This window comes from Gordonia sp. LUNF6, from assembly GCF_047041125.1.
GTDB lineage: Bacteria > Actinomycetota > Actinomycetes > Mycobacteriales > Mycobacteriaceae > Gordonia > Gordonia sihwensis.
Genome location: NZ_CP178181.1, coordinates 2,393,162 through 2,409,449, shown reverse-complemented (window position 1 = coordinate 2,409,449; position 16,288 = coordinate 2,393,162). Strand labels below are relative to the sequence as shown.

General features: G+C 70.0%; 14 protein-coding genes. 8 read left to right on the top strand and 6 right to left on the bottom strand.

Features of this window, described 5'->3' with window-relative positions; all coding sequences use genetic code 11:
- Positions 1 to 7: 7 nt before the first annotated feature.
- Genes ACK8HH_RS11250 through ACK8HH_RS11235 form a run of 4 tightly spaced genes read right to left on the bottom strand, consistent with a single transcriptional unit; the run spans position 8 to position 5,016 of the window.
- Positions 8 to 919: a phytoene/squalene synthase family protein gene (locus ACK8HH_RS11250; protein WP_006895312.1), complete on the bottom strand. Its 912-nt coding sequence runs from the start codon at positions 917 to 919 to the stop codon at positions 8 to 10.
- Complete coding sequence (locus ACK8HH_RS11245) at positions 912 to 2,393, bottom strand: alpha-(1->6)-mannopyranosyltransferase A (protein WP_006895313.1); 1,482 nt, start codon at positions 2,391 to 2,393, stop codon at positions 912 to 914. The genes ACK8HH_RS11250 and ACK8HH_RS11245 overlap by 8 nt, the downstream gene beginning before the upstream one ends.
- Positions 2,390 to 3,916 (bottom strand): phytoene desaturase family protein, encoded by a 1,527-nt coding sequence (crtI, locus tag ACK8HH_RS11240; protein ID WP_006895314.1) that lies wholly within the window; start codon positions 3,914 to 3,916, stop codon positions 2,390 to 2,392. The genes ACK8HH_RS11245 and crtI overlap by 4 nt, the downstream gene beginning before the upstream one ends.
- A gap of 5 nt (positions 3,917 to 3,921) precedes the next feature.
- The gene (locus ACK8HH_RS11235; protein WP_006895315.1) at positions 3,922 to 5,016 is read right to left on the bottom strand and encodes a polyprenyl synthetase family protein; all 1,095 of its coding nucleotides are present in this window, start codon (positions 5,014 to 5,016) and stop codon (positions 3,922 to 3,924) included.
- Positions 5,017 to 5,130: 114 nt separating this feature from the next.
- Here ACK8HH_RS11235 and ACK8HH_RS11230 point away from each other — a divergent pair, with 114 nt between their 5' ends.
- Positions 5,131 to 6,114: a methylenetetrahydrofolate reductase gene (locus ACK8HH_RS11230; RefSeq protein WP_062366767.1), complete on the top strand. Its 984-nt coding sequence runs from the start codon at positions 5,131 to 5,133 to the stop codon at positions 6,112 to 6,114.
- A 42-nt stretch (positions 6,115 to 6,156) separates the two neighbouring features.
- On the opposite strand, the gene ACK8HH_RS11225 is transcribed toward ACK8HH_RS11230, so the two are convergent.
- On the bottom strand, positions 6,157 to 6,975 hold the full coding sequence (locus tag ACK8HH_RS11225; protein WP_231875683.1) for an LppM family (lipo)protein: 819 nt from the start codon (positions 6,973 to 6,975) through the stop codon (positions 6,157 to 6,159).
- 78 nt (positions 6,976 to 7,053) lie between these two features.
- On the bottom strand, positions 7,054 to 7,722 hold the full coding sequence (locus ACK8HH_RS11220) for a GNAT family N-acetyltransferase (protein WP_062366705.1): 669 nt from the start codon (positions 7,720 to 7,722) through the stop codon (positions 7,054 to 7,056).
- 337 nt (positions 7,723 to 8,059) lie between these two features.
- Between ACK8HH_RS11220 and ACK8HH_RS11215 the strand changes: the two genes are divergently transcribed.
- From ACK8HH_RS11215 to ACK8HH_RS11185, 7 genes are all read left to right on the top strand, one after another.
- Positions 8,060 to 8,593 (top strand): SAV_6107 family HEPN domain-containing protein, encoded by a 534-nt coding sequence (locus ACK8HH_RS11215; protein ID WP_062366707.1) that lies wholly within the window; start codon positions 8,060 to 8,062, stop codon positions 8,591 to 8,593.
- A gap of 132 nt (positions 8,594 to 8,725) precedes the next feature.
- On the top strand, positions 8,726 to 9,136 hold the full coding sequence (locus tag ACK8HH_RS11210; RefSeq protein WP_006895320.1) for a DUF3040 domain-containing protein: 411 nt from the start codon (positions 8,726 to 8,728) through the stop codon (positions 9,134 to 9,136).
- A 454-nt stretch (positions 9,137 to 9,590) separates the two neighbouring features.
- Positions 9,591 to 10,028 (top strand): division/cell wall cluster transcriptional repressor MraZ, encoded by a 438-nt coding sequence (mraZ, locus tag ACK8HH_RS11205; protein WP_006895321.1) that lies wholly within the window; start codon positions 9,591 to 9,593, stop codon positions 10,026 to 10,028.
- Between the two features lie 249 nt (positions 10,029 to 10,277).
- Entirely contained in the window at positions 10,278 to 11,306 is a 1,029-nt protein-coding gene (rsmH, locus tag ACK8HH_RS11200) for a 16S rRNA (cytosine(1402)-N(4))-methyltransferase RsmH (RefSeq protein WP_412475180.1), read from the top strand.
- 5 nt (positions 11,307 to 11,311) lie between these two features.
- Positions 11,312 to 12,124 (top strand): hypothetical protein, encoded by an 813-nt coding sequence (locus tag ACK8HH_RS11195; protein WP_260868821.1) that lies wholly within the window; start codon positions 11,312 to 11,314, stop codon positions 12,122 to 12,124.
- Positions 12,125 to 12,146: 22 nt separating this feature from the next.
- The gene (locus ACK8HH_RS11190; protein WP_045539581.1) at positions 12,147 to 14,063 is read left to right on the top strand and encodes a peptidoglycan D,D-transpeptidase FtsI family protein; all 1,917 of its coding nucleotides are present in this window, start codon (positions 12,147 to 12,149) and stop codon (positions 14,061 to 14,063) included.
- Between the two features lie 128 nt (positions 14,064 to 14,191).
- The gene (locus ACK8HH_RS11185) at positions 14,192 to 16,267 is read left to right on the top strand and encodes a UDP-N-acetylmuramoyl-L-alanyl-D-glutamate--2,6-diaminopimelate ligase (RefSeq protein WP_412475179.1); all 2,076 of its coding nucleotides are present in this window, start codon (positions 14,192 to 14,194) and stop codon (positions 16,265 to 16,267) included.
- Positions 16,268 to 16,288 lie beyond the last annotated feature (21 nt).

Here is a 16,288-nt window from a genome sequence, read left to right as displayed (position 1 = left end):
CAGCCGGTCAGCCGAGAGCCGGGCGGCCGGCCACGGCGGTGACGGCATGGCCGAGCCTGCGGTGGACCGGTACGACGGCCCGCGCGGCGAACACGTCGTGACCGCGGTCTTCGATGGCGGTGAGAATCGCGCTGTACGACCGCGCGGCCGCGCAGATCGCGGGGCGCGACCGTCGGGGCAGTGAGGCGATGGCGGGCAGCGTCCGCCGGTACTGGTCGCGATTGACGGCGATCAGATGCGCCGTCGCCCGCCGCATCCGGGGGCCGGCCGTGCCCGCGGTGGCGTCGTGACGCAGCTCCTGCTCGTCGACCCCGAAGGCGCCGAGGTGGTCGAGGGGCAGGTAGATCCGATTCCGGTTCAGATCTTCGCCGACGTCACGGAGGAAGTTCGTGAGCTGGAACGCTTCGCCCAGCAGGGCTGCACCCCGGGCGGTGTCCGGATCGGGAGCCGCGCCCAGGATCGGCAGCAGTTGCAGGCCGATCACCGCGGCCGAGCCGTAGGTGTACTCGGCCAGGGCGTCGAGCGTCGCGTAGCGGTTCCGGAACAGGGGGTCGCCGGGCAGGTCCATTCGCATCGATCGGCCGAACGCCTCGAAGGTTTCGGCAGGGATCGCGAACCGGTCGACCGACTCGGCGAGCGCAGCGAGCATGTCGGCCTCGTCCCGGCTCAGACCAGCCGGCACCGGCGCCCCCGCGAGTGCGGCGGCCAGGCCGTTCTCGAGGGCGTCGAGCCGCGCCGATCGCGGCTGCGACCCACCGGCACCGTCGACGACGTCGTCGACGGTGCGTGCATAGCCGTACAACGCGAACACCGCGCGCCGGCCGTCCACCGGCAGCAGACGCGAGGCCAGGAAGTAGGTGCGGCCGGCCGCGCGCGTGAGCGACTCGGCGAGGCGGTACCCGCGGTCGGCGTCAGCCATGGATCAGCAGGGACCCGAGCCCCCGCAGTCTGAGCGGGTCGCGGCGGCGCAGCGAGACGGCCGCGAGAACGGCGAAGGCCAGCGCCATCAAAGTTTCGAGCGGCTTGTAGAACAGGATCGAGTCGTCCGGCTGGAAGACGATGAGATAGAAGGTGCTGACTCCGACGACCACCTGCCGCACCCACATCGGGAGGGTGAATGCGACGGCCAGGCAGGCGACCCACGTGTAGTACCAGGGCAGGGTCGACGGTTCGAGCAGTAGCAGAGCGAGCATCGCCCATGCCATGCCGGCCATCGCGGACCGCTCGTCGCGACGCGACCGCCACCAGAGGTACACGAGGATCAGCGCGAGTGCGACGCTGCCGATGGCCCGCGTCACCACCAGGACCGCCTGGAGGTTGAGCGTCGCGAAGGGAGCCGCGGCGTAGGTGACGATGTGCCCGACGAAGATCGGGACGGTGAACGGGTTGATGATCCGAGAGGCGTACGACAGGCCGTTCATCCATCCGAGGCCGAGGCCGAGGATCACCGTGAAGGCACCGAACACCGCGGCGGGGATCGCGCCCGTCGCGACGAAGATCGCGACACGGTCGCGCCAGGCGATGAGCGGAGTCGGTGCCGCGGGATCGGCCGCGCGCCGCTTGCGCAGGTGGTCGAGCCAGATCCACATGACGAACGGAATCGCGATTCCCGCGGTGACCTTCACCGAGATCGCCAGGCCCAGGACCGCGAGACCCGCGACGTGCCTGCCCTCCAGCGCCAGGGCCACGCCTGCGGCCAGGAAGCCCATCATCAGCAGTTCGAGGTGTGGGCCCCCGACCAGATGGATCAGCAGCATCGGGTTCACCAGGACCAGCCAGAGCCCGAGTCGCCGGCTCGCACCGAAGTGCGCGGCGATCCGGGGCACCGCCCACATCGTCAGGAGCAGTCCGGGCAGCAGGGCGACGCGGATGGCGAACACGCCGGCGAAGACGTTGTCGCCGGTGATCCCGACGATGCCGCGCAGCAGGAGCATGAACCCGGGACTGTAGGGCGAGGTCGTGGGAGCCCAGATCTGCGCCATCGAATCGACGATCGGTCCGGGACGGTGTGCGGGTCCGTCGGTGTAGGGATCGAATCCGTGCATCAGCACCGACGCCTGACCGAGGTAGGCGTACACGTCGCGGCTGAAGGTGGGTACCGCGAACATCAGCGGCGCGGTCCAGGCGCCGACGGTGGCCATCGTGGCGCGCAGGCTCATCCGCTCGGGGCTCCGGCCGATTCGCACCCAGGCGATGACCATCAGCGCGATCCCCGTCCAGAACGCGAAGCCGGACAGCGTCTTCCCGTGGCCGTACGTCATCGGCGCCAGGCCGAGATCGGCGAGCGTCGCGTCGTTGCGAGGAACGTCGGAGAGACCGTAGCTTCCCGCGACCACCAGCAGCACACCGAGGAACCCGAGACAGGCGTCGGGATAGCGCTTCAGGAGATTCACGACCGCCCCCCGTGTCCGTTCCGGCCACGCAGGTAGTCGTCGATCCGCGCCGCGGCGAGCCCGCCGGACACGAGCACGGGCGGGATGCCGACTCCGGGCACGGTCGCGCTGCCGCCCAGAGCCAGGTTCGGCACACCCCGCCAGCGGTTGGGCGTGCGCAGCGGGCCGGTCTGCGCGACGGTGTGAGCCGCGGAGAACGGCGTCCCCGCGGGCAGACCCGATCGCAGCCAGGTCAGCGGGTGGTCGATCCGGAGCACGGTCATCGAGGACAGACCCGGGTAGCCGCGGGACTCCAGGACGCCGAGGAACTCGGCGGTGTACGGCTCGGCGAGCACATCCCACGGCAGATCGGCCGAGACCAGATTCGGTGTCGGCGCGAGAACCGACACCGACTCGGATCCGTCGGCCACGAATGTCTCCGGATCGGTGGCCGCAGACCGGGTGATCAGGAACGATCCGTCGCCCATCAGTCGGCCCGGGCGAGCGGTGAGGTCGGCGAAGGTGTCGGTCCACGCGGCGCCGAAGTCGAGAGTGTGATGGCCGGACCGCCAGCCCGCGGTGGTCCCGGCCGGCAGCACGCCGTGCACCACCACGGCGCTCGGCGAGTAGCGCAGAGTCCGCAGGCGGCGCTCGTCGTGCAACAGTTCGGCGACCGCGTCGCGTTCGAGTGTCGCGACCACCGCGTCGGCGGCGAGCCGCTGGTCGCCGACGAGCACACCCGAGGCGGAGCCGTCGGTCCGGCGCAGAATCCGGTCGACGCGTGCTCCGTACTCGATCCGCACGCCGGCGTCGGCCAGTGCGCGCTCGAGGACCCGGCCGATGCGGCCCATGCCGCCCGCGGGAGCACAGAGGCCGCGGCCGATGTCCATATCCGCAATGATGGCGTAGATCGCCCGCGCGCGGTGGGGCGGAACGCCGGCGTAGAGCGCCTGGAAGGTGAACGCCCGCTGAACCCTGGGGTCGGAGACGAAGCGACCCACGGCGGCGGTGAGGCCGCCGAGCGCGCCGAGCCGGACCAGGTTCGCGGCGGCGGCGCGCGTGCGCGGTCCGGTCAGGTCGGCCAGGCCGTCGTAGTTGCGGTCGATGAAGACGTCGAACTCGGCATCGTAGACGCGGCGCAGCCAGGTCAGCAGGTCGCGAGTACCGTCGGCGGCCTCGGTCCCGAACACCTGCTCGACGGCGGCGGGGATGGCCGCGGGCTCGCGCGGTATCGCCAGCGACGAGCCGTCGGCGTAGTTCATGACGTAACTCGGGTCCACCGGGCGCAGGGCCAGCCGCTCCAGGGCCTGCTCGCGGTCGACGCCGACGGCGGTGAGTGCGTCGACGATCAACTCGGGCATGGTGAGAACCGTTGCACCCGTGTCGAATCGGTGACCCGAGATGGTCTCGGTGCGCACCAGGCCGCCGGGGGAGTCGGTGGCCTCCAAGACTGTCACCTCGTGTCCGCGGGCGCGCAGGTGGGCCGCGGCGGTCAATCCTGACAGCCCCGCTCCGATGACGACGACGTGCGAATCAGCGGTCATGGCCGTCACCGCCGTCGATGGGTGATTCGGCGGGCCATCCAGGTCAGGTCGGCGCGCGCGGACTCTCCGGCATCCAGTCCGTCGATGCCGGCCAGGGCCGCGTCGAGGCGTTCGTCGATCTGTCTCTCGATCTCGGTGAGTGCGCCGGATTCGGTCAGGACGTCGCGCGCCGCGGTCAGCTCCGCCTCCGACAGCGAACGGCCGAGGCTGTCGCGCAGCAGATCTCGGCCGGCCGCCGACGCGCGCTGCAGACCCTCGGCCAGGAGTGCGGTGCGCTTGCCTTCGACGAGGTCGTCACCGGACGGCTTCCCGGTCTCCGCGGGGTCTCCGAAGACACCGAGGACGTCGTCGCGCAGTTGGAAGGCGACGCCGAGATCGAGCCCGATGCGATGCAGTGAGCGTGACAACTCGTCCTCGGCCCCGGACAGCGCCGCACCGAGCTGGAGCGGCCGGGCCACCGTGTACGCGGCCGTCTTGTACTCCATCACCCGGTACGCGGCGGTCACGGACTCGTCGCCGGACGACTCGTTGGTGATGTCGAGGAGCTGACCGCCGAGCACCTCGGTCCGCATCTGAGACCACAGAACGGCCACCGGCCGCGGCAGCGGATGCGGATCGGCGGGACCGCCGTCGGCGGGAGTGATGCCGTGCACGAGGTCGTCGGCCCAGGCCAGTGCCAGATCGCCCAGCAGGATGGCCGCCGAGACGCCGTAGTGCGCGGGGTCGCCGGCGAACCCCCGGTCGCCGTGCAGGGCCTCGAACCGGCGGTGGACGGTCGGGCGGCCGCGCCGCGTGTCGGAGCGGTCGAGGATGTCGTCGTGGATGAGGGCGCAGGCCTGGATCAACTCGATCGCGGCGCCGACCCGCAATGCCGTCGACTCCCCGGGGCCGGTGTCGGCGGCCGCTTCGGGGCCGCATCGCCAGCCGGCGTAGACGAACAGCGGCCGCACCCGTTTGCCGCCCGACAGCACGAAGTCGGCGAGCACGTCGCCGGCCTCCGCGACCGCGGGGTAGATGTCGTCGAGCGCAGGCCGGCCGGAGTCGAAGAACGCCGTCAGGATCTCGTCGACCGCGGCGGGCACGTGCGCAATGTTGACCACGACTGGCAAGGTTACCGGTCCTCGTCGACAGCCCGGCCACGCGCCGCAGCGGCGGTGATCGCGGGCACAGCCGCGGCATCGGCGGCCGCGGGCCGCTCGCCGGGTGTCCGTATGATGACTGGGGTGACCGATCCGATCAGTACCGACTCCGACGTCCGCGCCCGCCCGGGGCAGTCGGTCGTGGAGCGTCTGGCCGACCCGCACTCCGGGCCGGTGCCGTTCTCCGTCGAGTTCTTCCCACCGCGCGACGCCGCCGAGGAGGCGCGACTGTGGCGTGCGGTCCGGATCTTCGAACGAATGAACCCGGCCTTCGTGTCGATGACCTACGGTGCGGGCGGATCGACACGCGACCGGACCGTGCGCATCGCGGGCGAACTCGCGACCGAGACCACGCTGCTGACCGTCGCGCATCTGACCGCGGTCAACCACAGCGTCGACGAACTCCGCGGCCTGGTGGGCGCGTACGCCGACAAGGGCATCGTCAACCTGCTCGCCCTGCGCGGTGATCCGCCCGGTGATCCGCTCGGTGAGTGGGTCAAGCACCCGGAAGGCGTGGCGTACGCCGAAGAACTGGTGCGCCTGATCGGAGAACTCGGCGACTTCCACGTGGGCGTCGCGTCGTTCCCCGAAGGCCACCACCGCGCGCCCAACCTCGCCGCCGACACCGGAAATCTGGTGCGGAAACTGCGGGCGGGCGCGGAGTACTCGGTGACGCAGATGTTCTTCGACGTCGACGACTTCCTCCGCCTGCGCGACCGTATCGTCGCCGCCGATCCCGAGCAGGGCGCCAAACCGCTGATCCCGGGGATGATGCCGATCACCTCGCTGGCCTCGGCGCGCAGGATGACCGAACTGTCCGGCAGCAAGATCCCCCCGGCGGTCGAGGAACGGCTCGCGAAGGCGGCGGGCGACGGACCGGAGGAGAATCGGGCCGACGTGCGTGCGGTCGGCATCGACCTGTGCACGGAGGCCTCGTTGCGGCTCATCTCCGAAGGGGTGCCGTGCCTGCACTTCTGCAGCCTCAACTTCGCGAAGGCGACCAGCGAGGTGCTCGAGCGCATCGGCATCGACACGCGCGGGGCGCTGGCCGGCGTCTGAGACGTGCGGTCCGCCGGAGAGGGCGACCGCACGCGGACGGCGTCAGTCGGCGCCGCGCCCGGATGTCTCGCGCTCGGGCTTCGGGGACTCCTCGTCGGACTGCGGCGCCTCGGGCTTGCGCTTCGGGCGTCCCGGACGGGGTGAGCGGTCCCGATTCTGGTAGGCCGCGTAGACGACCATCGCGACGATGATCGCGCACAGCAGGAACATGAACCAGGTCCAGCTGGGCACGGCGGCGGTCGCCGGATCCGCGTACTCCGAATCGGCCTGCAGGTCGACGTTCTGTCCCGGGCTGGGCGTCCAGACCACCGTGTCGTCGCCCGCCTGATGACCGTTGGTCGCGACCACCTCACCGCCGAACGTGATCGACAGGGAGAAGTACACGCTGCCGGGATCGGCGTCCGTCAGCGACGCCGAGCCGCGGAAACGGACGATGTCGCCGCTGCGGGACGATTTGAGATGGACCGTCGCAGACGGGTCGGGGAGGGCGGCGGCGATGATGTCGCCGAGCTGGCTGAACTGACCCGCCGAGAGTCTGTCGAAGGTGAGCTCGGACCCGACCTTGCCGTCGGGCGACGGCGCGGCCTGTCCGCCGGGGCGCGAACTCTGCGTCGACGGGGCGGGTACGGCACTGCTCTCATCCGACTTCTCCGGGAAGTCGGTGGTCCAGACCTGGCCGCTGAGCGAGGCCGGGATGTCGAAGGACGGCTTCTGCGGATGCTGATCCGGTGACGTGGCGATGATGACCGTGCCGGAGAACTGGTCTCCGACCGTGGTCGACTTGGTGAGACAACCGGTGAGCACGGGGATCAGTGCCAACAGTCCGGCTAGGGCGAGCGCGGTGCGGCGGAACGAGGTCACCGACTCATCGTGCCAGAAGAGATGCGCCAACCTGCGCAGTGTCGTCATCGGTGCGTCGGACGGACCGCGGGCGGCCGGTCATCGCGGCGGGGGACCGGCGTCCGGAAGAGGGAGCGGGCGTCCGAGGAAGGCGAACGGCCGGGCGTCTCCGGCGAAGGTGAAGTGCCGCAGGACATCCTCGAAGCCGAGGCGGCGGTAGAGGCCCCAGGCGCGATTGGCCTCACCCTGGACTTCGGGCGTCGAGAGGAGGACCTTGCTCTCCGGTCTGCCCGAGAGCAGCGATGTCAGGAGCCGTTGGCCGACGCCGCGGCCCTGACCGGCCGGATGCACATGCAGTTCGGTGAGTTCGAAGTAGTCGCGCATGAACTCGCGCGCGTCGGCGGGCCGGGTTCCGGCCTGTAGCAGTCCCGAATACAGCTGGCGGTTCCACCACTGGTCCGGTGCACCGCGGTAGCCGTACGCCACCCCGACGAGGATCTCGCGATCCGAGAGCGCCAGCGGTGCGCGCACGCGCAGCCGGGAGTACGTGGGCCGGAGCGAGTCGAGCGCGGACAGCGTCGCGAACGCGCCGAAAGCCGACCACCCGGGGCGCGCGATGTGATCGCGCCACAGCGGCAACCGGTGGGCTTCGCTTCCGCGGGGGTAGTGCATGGCGGTGATGTAGGTGTGCACCGCGGGATCGAGCCACAGGTGTGCCAGATCGGCCGGGAGGCGCGCGACGCGGATCGGGGAGGCGTCCAGTGACATGCCCGTTCCCTTCGTCGTCGGCTCGATTCGTCTGCGGCTGCCAGACTCTGGGAGCGTAGCGGCACTTGCCCATCGGCGTTCACACCGGCTACGGTTGACGCCTGTCGAACTGATGTTCGTATCGGTTGGGCGGTCCAGTGGCCCGGCGATGGGGAAGACATCGCCGGGCCACCGATCATCGGTGACGGGGTCCGCTGTCGAAGTCTTCGCGGGAGTGCCGGCGCCGTGCGACGGCCGGCCGTCGGGCCCGTCGTCGCAACGCCCTCTTTGTCGTACCCCTCTGTCATGGTTTCGTCACGAGCCCGACAGAGCCGGGCGCCGACACGGAGGAGTTGGGATGGAGCGGTCAGCAGAACGGTCCGGGCGGCAGTTCGCCGGGTTGCATCTCGCACCCGCCCCGTCGGTGTCCGGTGCACAAGCCGATCACGGAGTCGACCCGCACGTGGTGCACCGCAGCCGCGATCTCCTGGATCGGGCAGAGGACCTGTTCGAGCAGGCGGCGTCGGTGGACGACGACGGGGCCGAGCGATTCCGGCTGTTCTATCTCGCGGCGATCCGAGCCGCCGGCGCGGTGCTGGAGATCTATGAGCCCTCGGGCCGCGTCCGCCGACGCCGCGGTGCGGCGGACGCGTGGAGTCGGATCAAGGAGCGTGCTCCCCAGTGCCGGGAACTCGCCGACTATTTCGGCGAACTCTCGACCATGCGCTCGCACGTCGAGGCGGGGCTGGTGCGCACCGTCGATTCCACGTTCTGCGCGCGCGTGGAGCGCCGTGCGGTCGAGTTCCTGGACGTGGCCGACGCGACGCTGCTGGCGTACGAGCAGGGGAAGCTCACCTCGAAGCGTCCGGCGGCGCGCGGAACCGTCGCTTGAGTGCGCGGGATGATCGGCGTGATTGTGAACGCATCGTCGGCCAATGGTGGTCGAAGGGCGCTCGGGCTCGTACTATTGACATAGAGAGGCGAGAAGACGAAATCCTCGCCACGATCCAGTAAGGGAGGAGCGGTGCCGCTTTCAGAGCACGAGCAGCGCATGCTCGATGAGATAGAGAGCGCTCTCTACGCCGAAGACCCGAAGTTCGCGTCGAGCGTCACCCGCCACAAGGTGCGCTTGCCGAACGCACGTCGTCGGATCGTGGTCGCTCTCGGGTTCCTCGCTGGACTCGCATTGCTGGTCGGCGGAATGATGGTCGACGTCGAGGTCGGCGGACTGAAGATCCTCAGCTTCGTCGGATTCCTGCTGATGTTCGGGGCCGCGGTCTTCGGCCTGATGGCTGGCCGCGGGCGGATCTCGGGTCCCGACGGCGCCTCCTCGTCGAAGAAGTCCGGAAAGGCCGCGAGCGGTCACGGCTCGTTGAGCCGACGGATGGAGGATCGCTTCAACCGTCGCTTCGAGCGGGACGACCGCGATCTGTAGAACCGGCCGTCGGCACCGGCGGCTGACGGCCTGACGTGCCCTGCGTCGACAACGATCTCCCTGGCGGGGTCGCAACTTCCGAAAGGAAGATGCGGCCCCGTTTTTCGTATCTCGGGAACGTCTGTCTCCGAGGTGTCCCCACAGCGTCCCACCCCGTCTCCCCACAGTGCCCCACCCCCTCTCCCCACAATGCCCCACCTACCGCTCTTGGTTGGTCTCACCAGTCACTTCGTTACCTTTTGACCCCTTTCGTAACGACACTAGTGAGCTGCGACACGTCGATGATTGCTGAGAATCCAGTGAAGCTCAGGCACTCTGACCTGCTCATATAGTTGATGGTGGGGAAACGGTGGGGCCTGCGGGGTGGAATGTGGTGGGAAGTGGGGTAGTGTGGGCATCACTGGGCGAGGGGGAACCGGAACCGCCGAACCCGGGAGGGTGAGGAGGTGTCGACGTGGCTCGTTTCGTCGGCACCTACACGCCCAAGCTCGATGACAAGGGGCGACTGACGTTGCCCGCGAAGTTCCGCGACGCGCTGGCAGGAGGAGTCATGGTCACACGCAGCCAGGACCGCAGCCTGTCGGTGTACCGGGCAGAGGAGTTCGACGCGATCGCCGAGAAGGCGGTCACCGCGTCGCGCAACGACCCGGAGGCCCGCGCTTTTCTGCGGTACTTCTTCGCCGGCGCCGACGAGCAGCGGCTCGACGGGCAGGGCCGCGTCAACCTCTCGGCCGAGCACCGCGACTACGCGGGGCTCACCAAGGAGTGCGTCGTCATCGGCTCGTACGACCACCTGGAGATCTGGGACGCGCAGAGCTGGCGCGACTACCAGGCCCAGCACGAGGAGGCGTTCTCCAACGCGGGATCGTCCGCCCTCGACTCGATCCTGTAACGGGATCGCGTCGACACACGTGAATTGAACATTCGGAGATCACGACTGCTGCGGTGAGTCGAGGCCTCGGCCCGATCGACCCTGACGTACTTCCCCAACGCCAGGTGCGCTCGGGCGGGGACCCCGTCTCATCGCAGGCCCACACCGCCGCAGTTCCACGGCATCGATGCCGGTGGTCTCCGGAGCGTCGCAGGGGGCGACGCCCAGAAATTATCGGCACGGTTCTCACGGCAGCAGGGAGGGAGCGGGGTGAACGCACCGCGGCAAGGCGAACACGGACACGTTCCGGTGATGGCTGATCGCATGTTCGCGCTGCTGGAACCGGCTCTCACCCGTCGGTCGCCCGACGGCGGCGGCGCGGTCCTGGTGGACGGCACGCTGGGCGCCGGCGGCCACACAGAGTACTTCCTCGAACGCCTGGCGGGTCTGCACGTCGTCGGCATCGACCGCGACACATCGGCGATCGGCATCGCCTCCGAGCGTCTGCAACGCTTCGGAGACCGCGTGGAGTTCCACCACAATCGTTACGACGAGATCGAGTCGGTGGTCGCCGCCACCGGACGCGACGAGGTCGACGGGGTGCTCCTCGACCTCGGGGTCTCGTCGATGCAGCTGGACCGGGCCGAACGCGGGTTCGCGTACGCCGTCGACGCACCGCTGGACATGCGGATGAATCCCGACGACGAGCTGACGGCGGCTGACGTCCTCAACACCTACGACCACGGCTCTCTCGCCCGAGTGCTCAGCGAGTACGGCGAGGAGCGGTTCGCGGGGAAGATCGCCTCGGCAGTGATCCGGGAACGCGCCAAGGAGCCGTTCACCACCAGCGGACGTCTCGTGGAGCTCCTGTACGCCACCATCCCGGCGGCGACCCGGCGGACCGGTGGCCATCCGGCCAAGCGGACCTTTCAAGCGCTCCGGATCGAGGTGAACCACGAACTCGACTCATTGCGCGGGGTGATCCCGGCGGCGCTCGAAGTACTCGCGGTCGGCGGCCGGCTCGCCGTGATGAGCTACCAGTCGCTCGAGGACCGAATCGTCAAGCGCGACTTCGCCCGTGCGGTGGAGAACACCACCCCGGCCGGTCTGCCGGTCGATCTGCCGGGGACCGCCCCGCGGTTCTCGCTCGTCACTCGCGGAGCCGAACAGGCAGACGCGGCCGAACGTGCGGCCAACCCGCGTTCGGCCCCTGTCCGGATCCGGGCCATCGAACGTATCGCACCGAACCACCCCGCGGGTCGCGGCGGCGGGACCGCAGACGGAAGGGGAGCACAGTGACGCTTGTGGACACTCGCACCGCCACCGGACCACGCGAGGGTTCCGACCGTCAGCGTCGACGGCGCACCGGCGCCGCGGCGAGCGAGCGTCCGTCGCGATCCAAGGCGGCCCAGCGGGCTCTCGATCGGCGCACTCGCCGTGAGCGCACCGGAGCCCGGCTGCCGATGACCGGGCGCCGCATCGCCGGAGTCCCGCTCGTGGTGCCGATCCTGGTCCTGGTGATGGGCGCCCTCGCGCTGACTCTGTTCCTGACCACCAAATCGGCGCAGGACTCGTACTCGATCGACGCGCTCCGCAAGGAGAACCAGGAGCTGCAGGCCCGTGCCGCCGAGTTGAAGGCGGCAGCCGACGCAGGCGACCAGGCGCCCGCGATCGCGCGGGCGGCCGCTCGCCAGGGGATGGTTCCGGCGTCGAACGCCGCCGAGATCATCGTCGGAGCAGACGGCAAGCCACGGCTCCGCGGCACTCCCACACCGGCGACCGGCAGCCCGCTTCCGGACCTGAACCCGGCGCCGGACCCCGTCGAGAAGATCGACAAGAACAAGGTCGACGATTCCGAGGGACTCGGTGGCGAACAATCGCAGAGTGCACCGCCGCGTACGGCGACCACTCCCGCTCCGGCGCCGTCGACGCCTGCGCCGAACCCGCGGCCGGCGCCGAACCCCCGCCCGTCCTCGGTCCCGACATCGCAGTCTCGGACGAATCCGGCACCCCAGACCTCGGTGCGCCCGGATGTCCGGAATCGGGTGAGTCGGCCCACCGATGTGGCGTCTCCGACGACCGCCACGCCGCCCGCCAATACCGCGCCCGCGCGTTGATGCGCGCGACAATCGGAAGATCATGACCCGCACCCGTACACCGCGCGCAGCCGAGGCGAGGGCGGGAGGCCGCCCGTCCGGCGCGTCGTCGAACGGCACCGGAACGCCTCCGCCCAGGCCTCCCCGTCCCCCCGAACGTTCCGGTTCGGGGCCGTCGGGGTTCGTCGTCCGCCAGCGGATCCTGACCGTGCTCGTCGCGGTGGTCGCTCTCGTGATCGCGGGCCGGATGCTGTACGTGCACGTGATCGCGGCCGACTCCATCTCGGCGCAGGCCTCGCAGCAACGATCGATCACCCAGGAACTGCCTGCGGTGCGGGGGAGCATCGTCGACCGCAACGGACGCCTGCTGGCACACACCGACGACGCACGGGCACTGACCTTTCAACCGAAGGCCGTACGCAAGCAGATCGCCGAGGAACACAAGAAGGATTCGACCGTCCCGGACGTTGACGTGCGCCTCAAGCAGATCGCCGACGGCGTCTCGTCGGCCCTCGGCGGCAGCATCGCGTCCGACGATCTGCTGGCACAGATGAAGTCGGACAAGGACTTCGTCTACCTCGCCCGCCTGGTGTCGCTGGACGTCACGAAGAAGATCCAGGACGAGTTCCCCGAGGTCGGCGCCGAGCGGCAGAGCAACCGCCTGTACCCGGGCGGTTCACTCGCCGCCAACCTGGTCGGCGATGTGAACTTCGACGGCAACGGTCTGATCGGCCTCGAATCGTCGCTCGACTCCGTGCTCGCAGGCACCAACGGCACCGAGACCTTCGACCGCGGTCGCGACGGCGCGGTGATCCCGGGCAGCAAGCGCAACGTCCATCCGGCCGTCGACGGAGAGACCGTGCACCTCACGATCGACTCCGACCTCCAGTGGTTCGTGCAGAGCCAGGTGAACCTGGCGAAGGACAAGTCGGGCGCGCACAACGTCTCCGCCGTGGTGCTCGACTCGCACACCGGCGAAGTGCTGGCGATGGCCAACGACAGCACCTTCGACGCCTCGCGGCCGCTCTCGGAGCAGCAGAAGGCCGATCTCGGCAACCGGTCGGTGACCTCGCCCTTCGAGCCCGGGTCGGTGAACAAGATCGTGACCGCTTCCGCGGCCATCGAATACGGGGTCACCACCCCGGACGAGGTGCACCAGGTGCCGGGGTCGATTCGGATGTCGGGTATCACCGTCAACGACGCGTGGGTGCACGGCACCGCGCCCTACACCACCACCGGCATCTTCGGGAAGTCGTCCAACGTCGGCACACTGATGCTGGCGCAGAAGGTCGGTGAGCGGCGGTTCGCCGACATGCTCGACCGCTTCGGGCTCGGTCAGCGCACCGGAGTCGGCCTCCCCGGCGAGAGCCCCGGCGCGGTGCCCGCGCTGAGTCAGTGGTCGGGCGGCTCGTTCGCCAACCTGCCGATCGGTCAGGGTCTGTCGACCACGCTGCTGCAGATGACGTCGATGTACCAGGCGATCGCCAACGACGGGGTTCGGATCCAGCCGCGGATCATCGCTCCCGAGGACGAGGACGAGGCCGGCGTGAGCAAGCCGGAGTCGGTGCGGGTGGTCAGTCCGCAGACGGCCAAGACCGTTCGCGACATGTTCCGTGCCGTCATGCAGAAGGACCCGGAGGGTGTGCAGAACGGCACCGGCTACACCGGCGCCATCCCGGGCTACCAGACCTCGGGCAAGACCGGTACCGCACAGCAGGTCGACCCGTCCTGCAACTGCTACTCGCGGTCGAGCTACAACATCACCTTCGCGGGTATCGCGCCCGCCGACGCGCCGCGGTTCGTCATCGGCATCATGATGGACAATCCGGTGCGCAGCTCGGACGGCAGCGGCGGTCAGTCCGCGGCGCCGTTGTTCGGAACCATCGGTTCGTGGCTTCTGCGTCACGACCAGGTGCCGTTCTCCGCGCAGCCGGCTCCGCGCCTGCGCTTGGAGGCGTGAGGGCGCGCCGCATCGCACGGTAGATTCATTGCGTCATCACCGCGTGCGCTCCGGCGGACGAGGGGGAGACGTCGGCGAGACGAGTACGTCTCAACGGGACGAGAAGGTCAAGGCGGAGGTCTGAGGTAGTGGTGGAGCCGGGAGCCGGTGCGACGAACAGCAGTGGGCCGATCCGCCCGGAGCACCTCCGGCCGGTGGCCCTGAGCGCACTGGCGGACGAGTTCGGTCTGGTTCTCGACGGCGCCGACGCCGAGGTCACGGGCGCGACCTTGCGTGCGCAGGACGCGGGTGCCGGATACCTGTTCGCCGCGCTGCCCGGCGACCGCACCCACGGTGCTCGATACGCCGGCCAGGCGTCGACCGCCGGTGCCGTCGCGGTGCTCACCGATGCGGCGGGACTGGACCTGATTCGCGCCGCGCCCGGCCTGGAGTCGGTGCCGGTGCTGGTGCACGACCGCCCGCGGTCGGTGCTGGGGGAGGTCTCGGCGCGCATCTACGGCGACCCGTCGTCGAAGTTCACCCTCATCGGTATCACCGGGACGTCGGGCAAGACCACGACCGCCTACCTGACCGAGGCCGCGCTGCGGGCCGCGGGACGGGTGGTCGGACTGCTGGGGACCGTCGAGATCCGCGTGGACGGAACCGTGGTCCCGAGCTCGCTGACCACCCCGGAGGCCCCCGACCTCCAGCGGATGTTCGCCGTGATGCTCGAGCGCGGAGTCGACACCGTCGTCATGGAGGTCTCCAGCCACGCCCTCGAACTCGGCCGCGTGGACGGCTGCCGGTTCGCCGTCGGGGGCTTCACGAATCTCTCGCAGGACCACCTCGACTACCACCACACGATGGACGCCTACTTCGCGGCCAAGGCCCGGCTGTTCCGGGCGGATTCGTCGACCCGGGCGCAACGCGCCGTGGTCTGCGTCGACGATGCGTGGGGCGTGAAGATGGCCGCGGTCGCCGGTACGTCCGTGACCACCGTGTCGACCACCGGTGCGGCTGATTGGTCGGTGGTCGGAACGGTACGGACCGAGCCGGGGTCGCAGACGGTTCTGGCGGCCACGCCGGAGGGCTCGGAGGTGGAGCTGACGGTTCCCCTGCCGGGTGCGTACAACGTCGCGAACGCTCTCCTCGCGGTAGCGCTGAGTGCGGCGGCCGGAGTGAACGTGGGGACGGCGGTCACCGGTCTGGCCCGCGTGGCGGTGCCGGGCCGGCTCGAGAAGGTCGAGCGCGGACAGGATTTCCTGGCCGTGGTCGACTACGCGCACAAGCCGGCCGCGGTCGAGGCGGTTCTCGCGACCCTTGCGGCCCAGACGCCGGGACGGATCGCCGTCGTCCTCGGGGCGGGTGGCGATCGCGACACCGAGAAGCGGCCCCTGATGGGCGCGGCCGCGGCACGCGGCGCCGACCTGGTGATCGTCACCGACGACAATCCGCGGTCCGAGCGGCCCGAGGACATCCGGACGGCGGTGCTCGCGGGAGCGCGGGCGGTGGCGGACGCGCGCGGGGAGATCCGGGAGATCGGCGACCGGCGCGAGGCGATCGCCGCGGCGGTCGACTGGGCGCAGGCGGGCGACGTGGTGCTGGTCGCGGGTAAGGGCCATGAGAAGGGGCAGGAGATCGACGGCGTGAAATATCCGTTCGACGATCGGTCTGTGCTGGGCGAGCTGCTCGACGCCCGCGTGGTCGATGACGCCGTCGACGCGCGGCCGGCGCTGCGGGTGCTGCTGGTGGACCCGCAGGCGGGCATCGACGAGGCACGCCGGGCGGTCCGCGAACTCGTGGCGCTGGCCGCCGACACCGGAGTCGGCAGTGCCCACCGAGGAGGGGAGTCGGCCCGCCGGACCTGGGTGATCGCCGGTGAGTTCGCCGATGCGGACGGACGCGACGAGAACGCGCGGTGCGTCGACCACGACGGCCTGGGCCGGCAGATCGTCCGGCTGGCCGTCGATCAGGTGATCGCCGTCGGCGAAGATCTCCGTACCGTACGGGCGCTGCATCAGGGCGCGGTGATGGAGGGGTCGTGGGGTGACGAGGCCGTGCTGGTGGCCTCGCCCGCCGCAGCCGTCGACCATCTGCGTACACGGCCCGCCGAGTCTCCGAAGCCCGGAGACCTGGTGCTGCTGGCCGGGGGAGAACTCGGCGAGACGCTGCTCGCGTACTGGCGTGAGGACGCCGGACTCCCGGTCGAGGTGCTCACCCGCTGACCTGCCGGAGCGGCGGCTCGC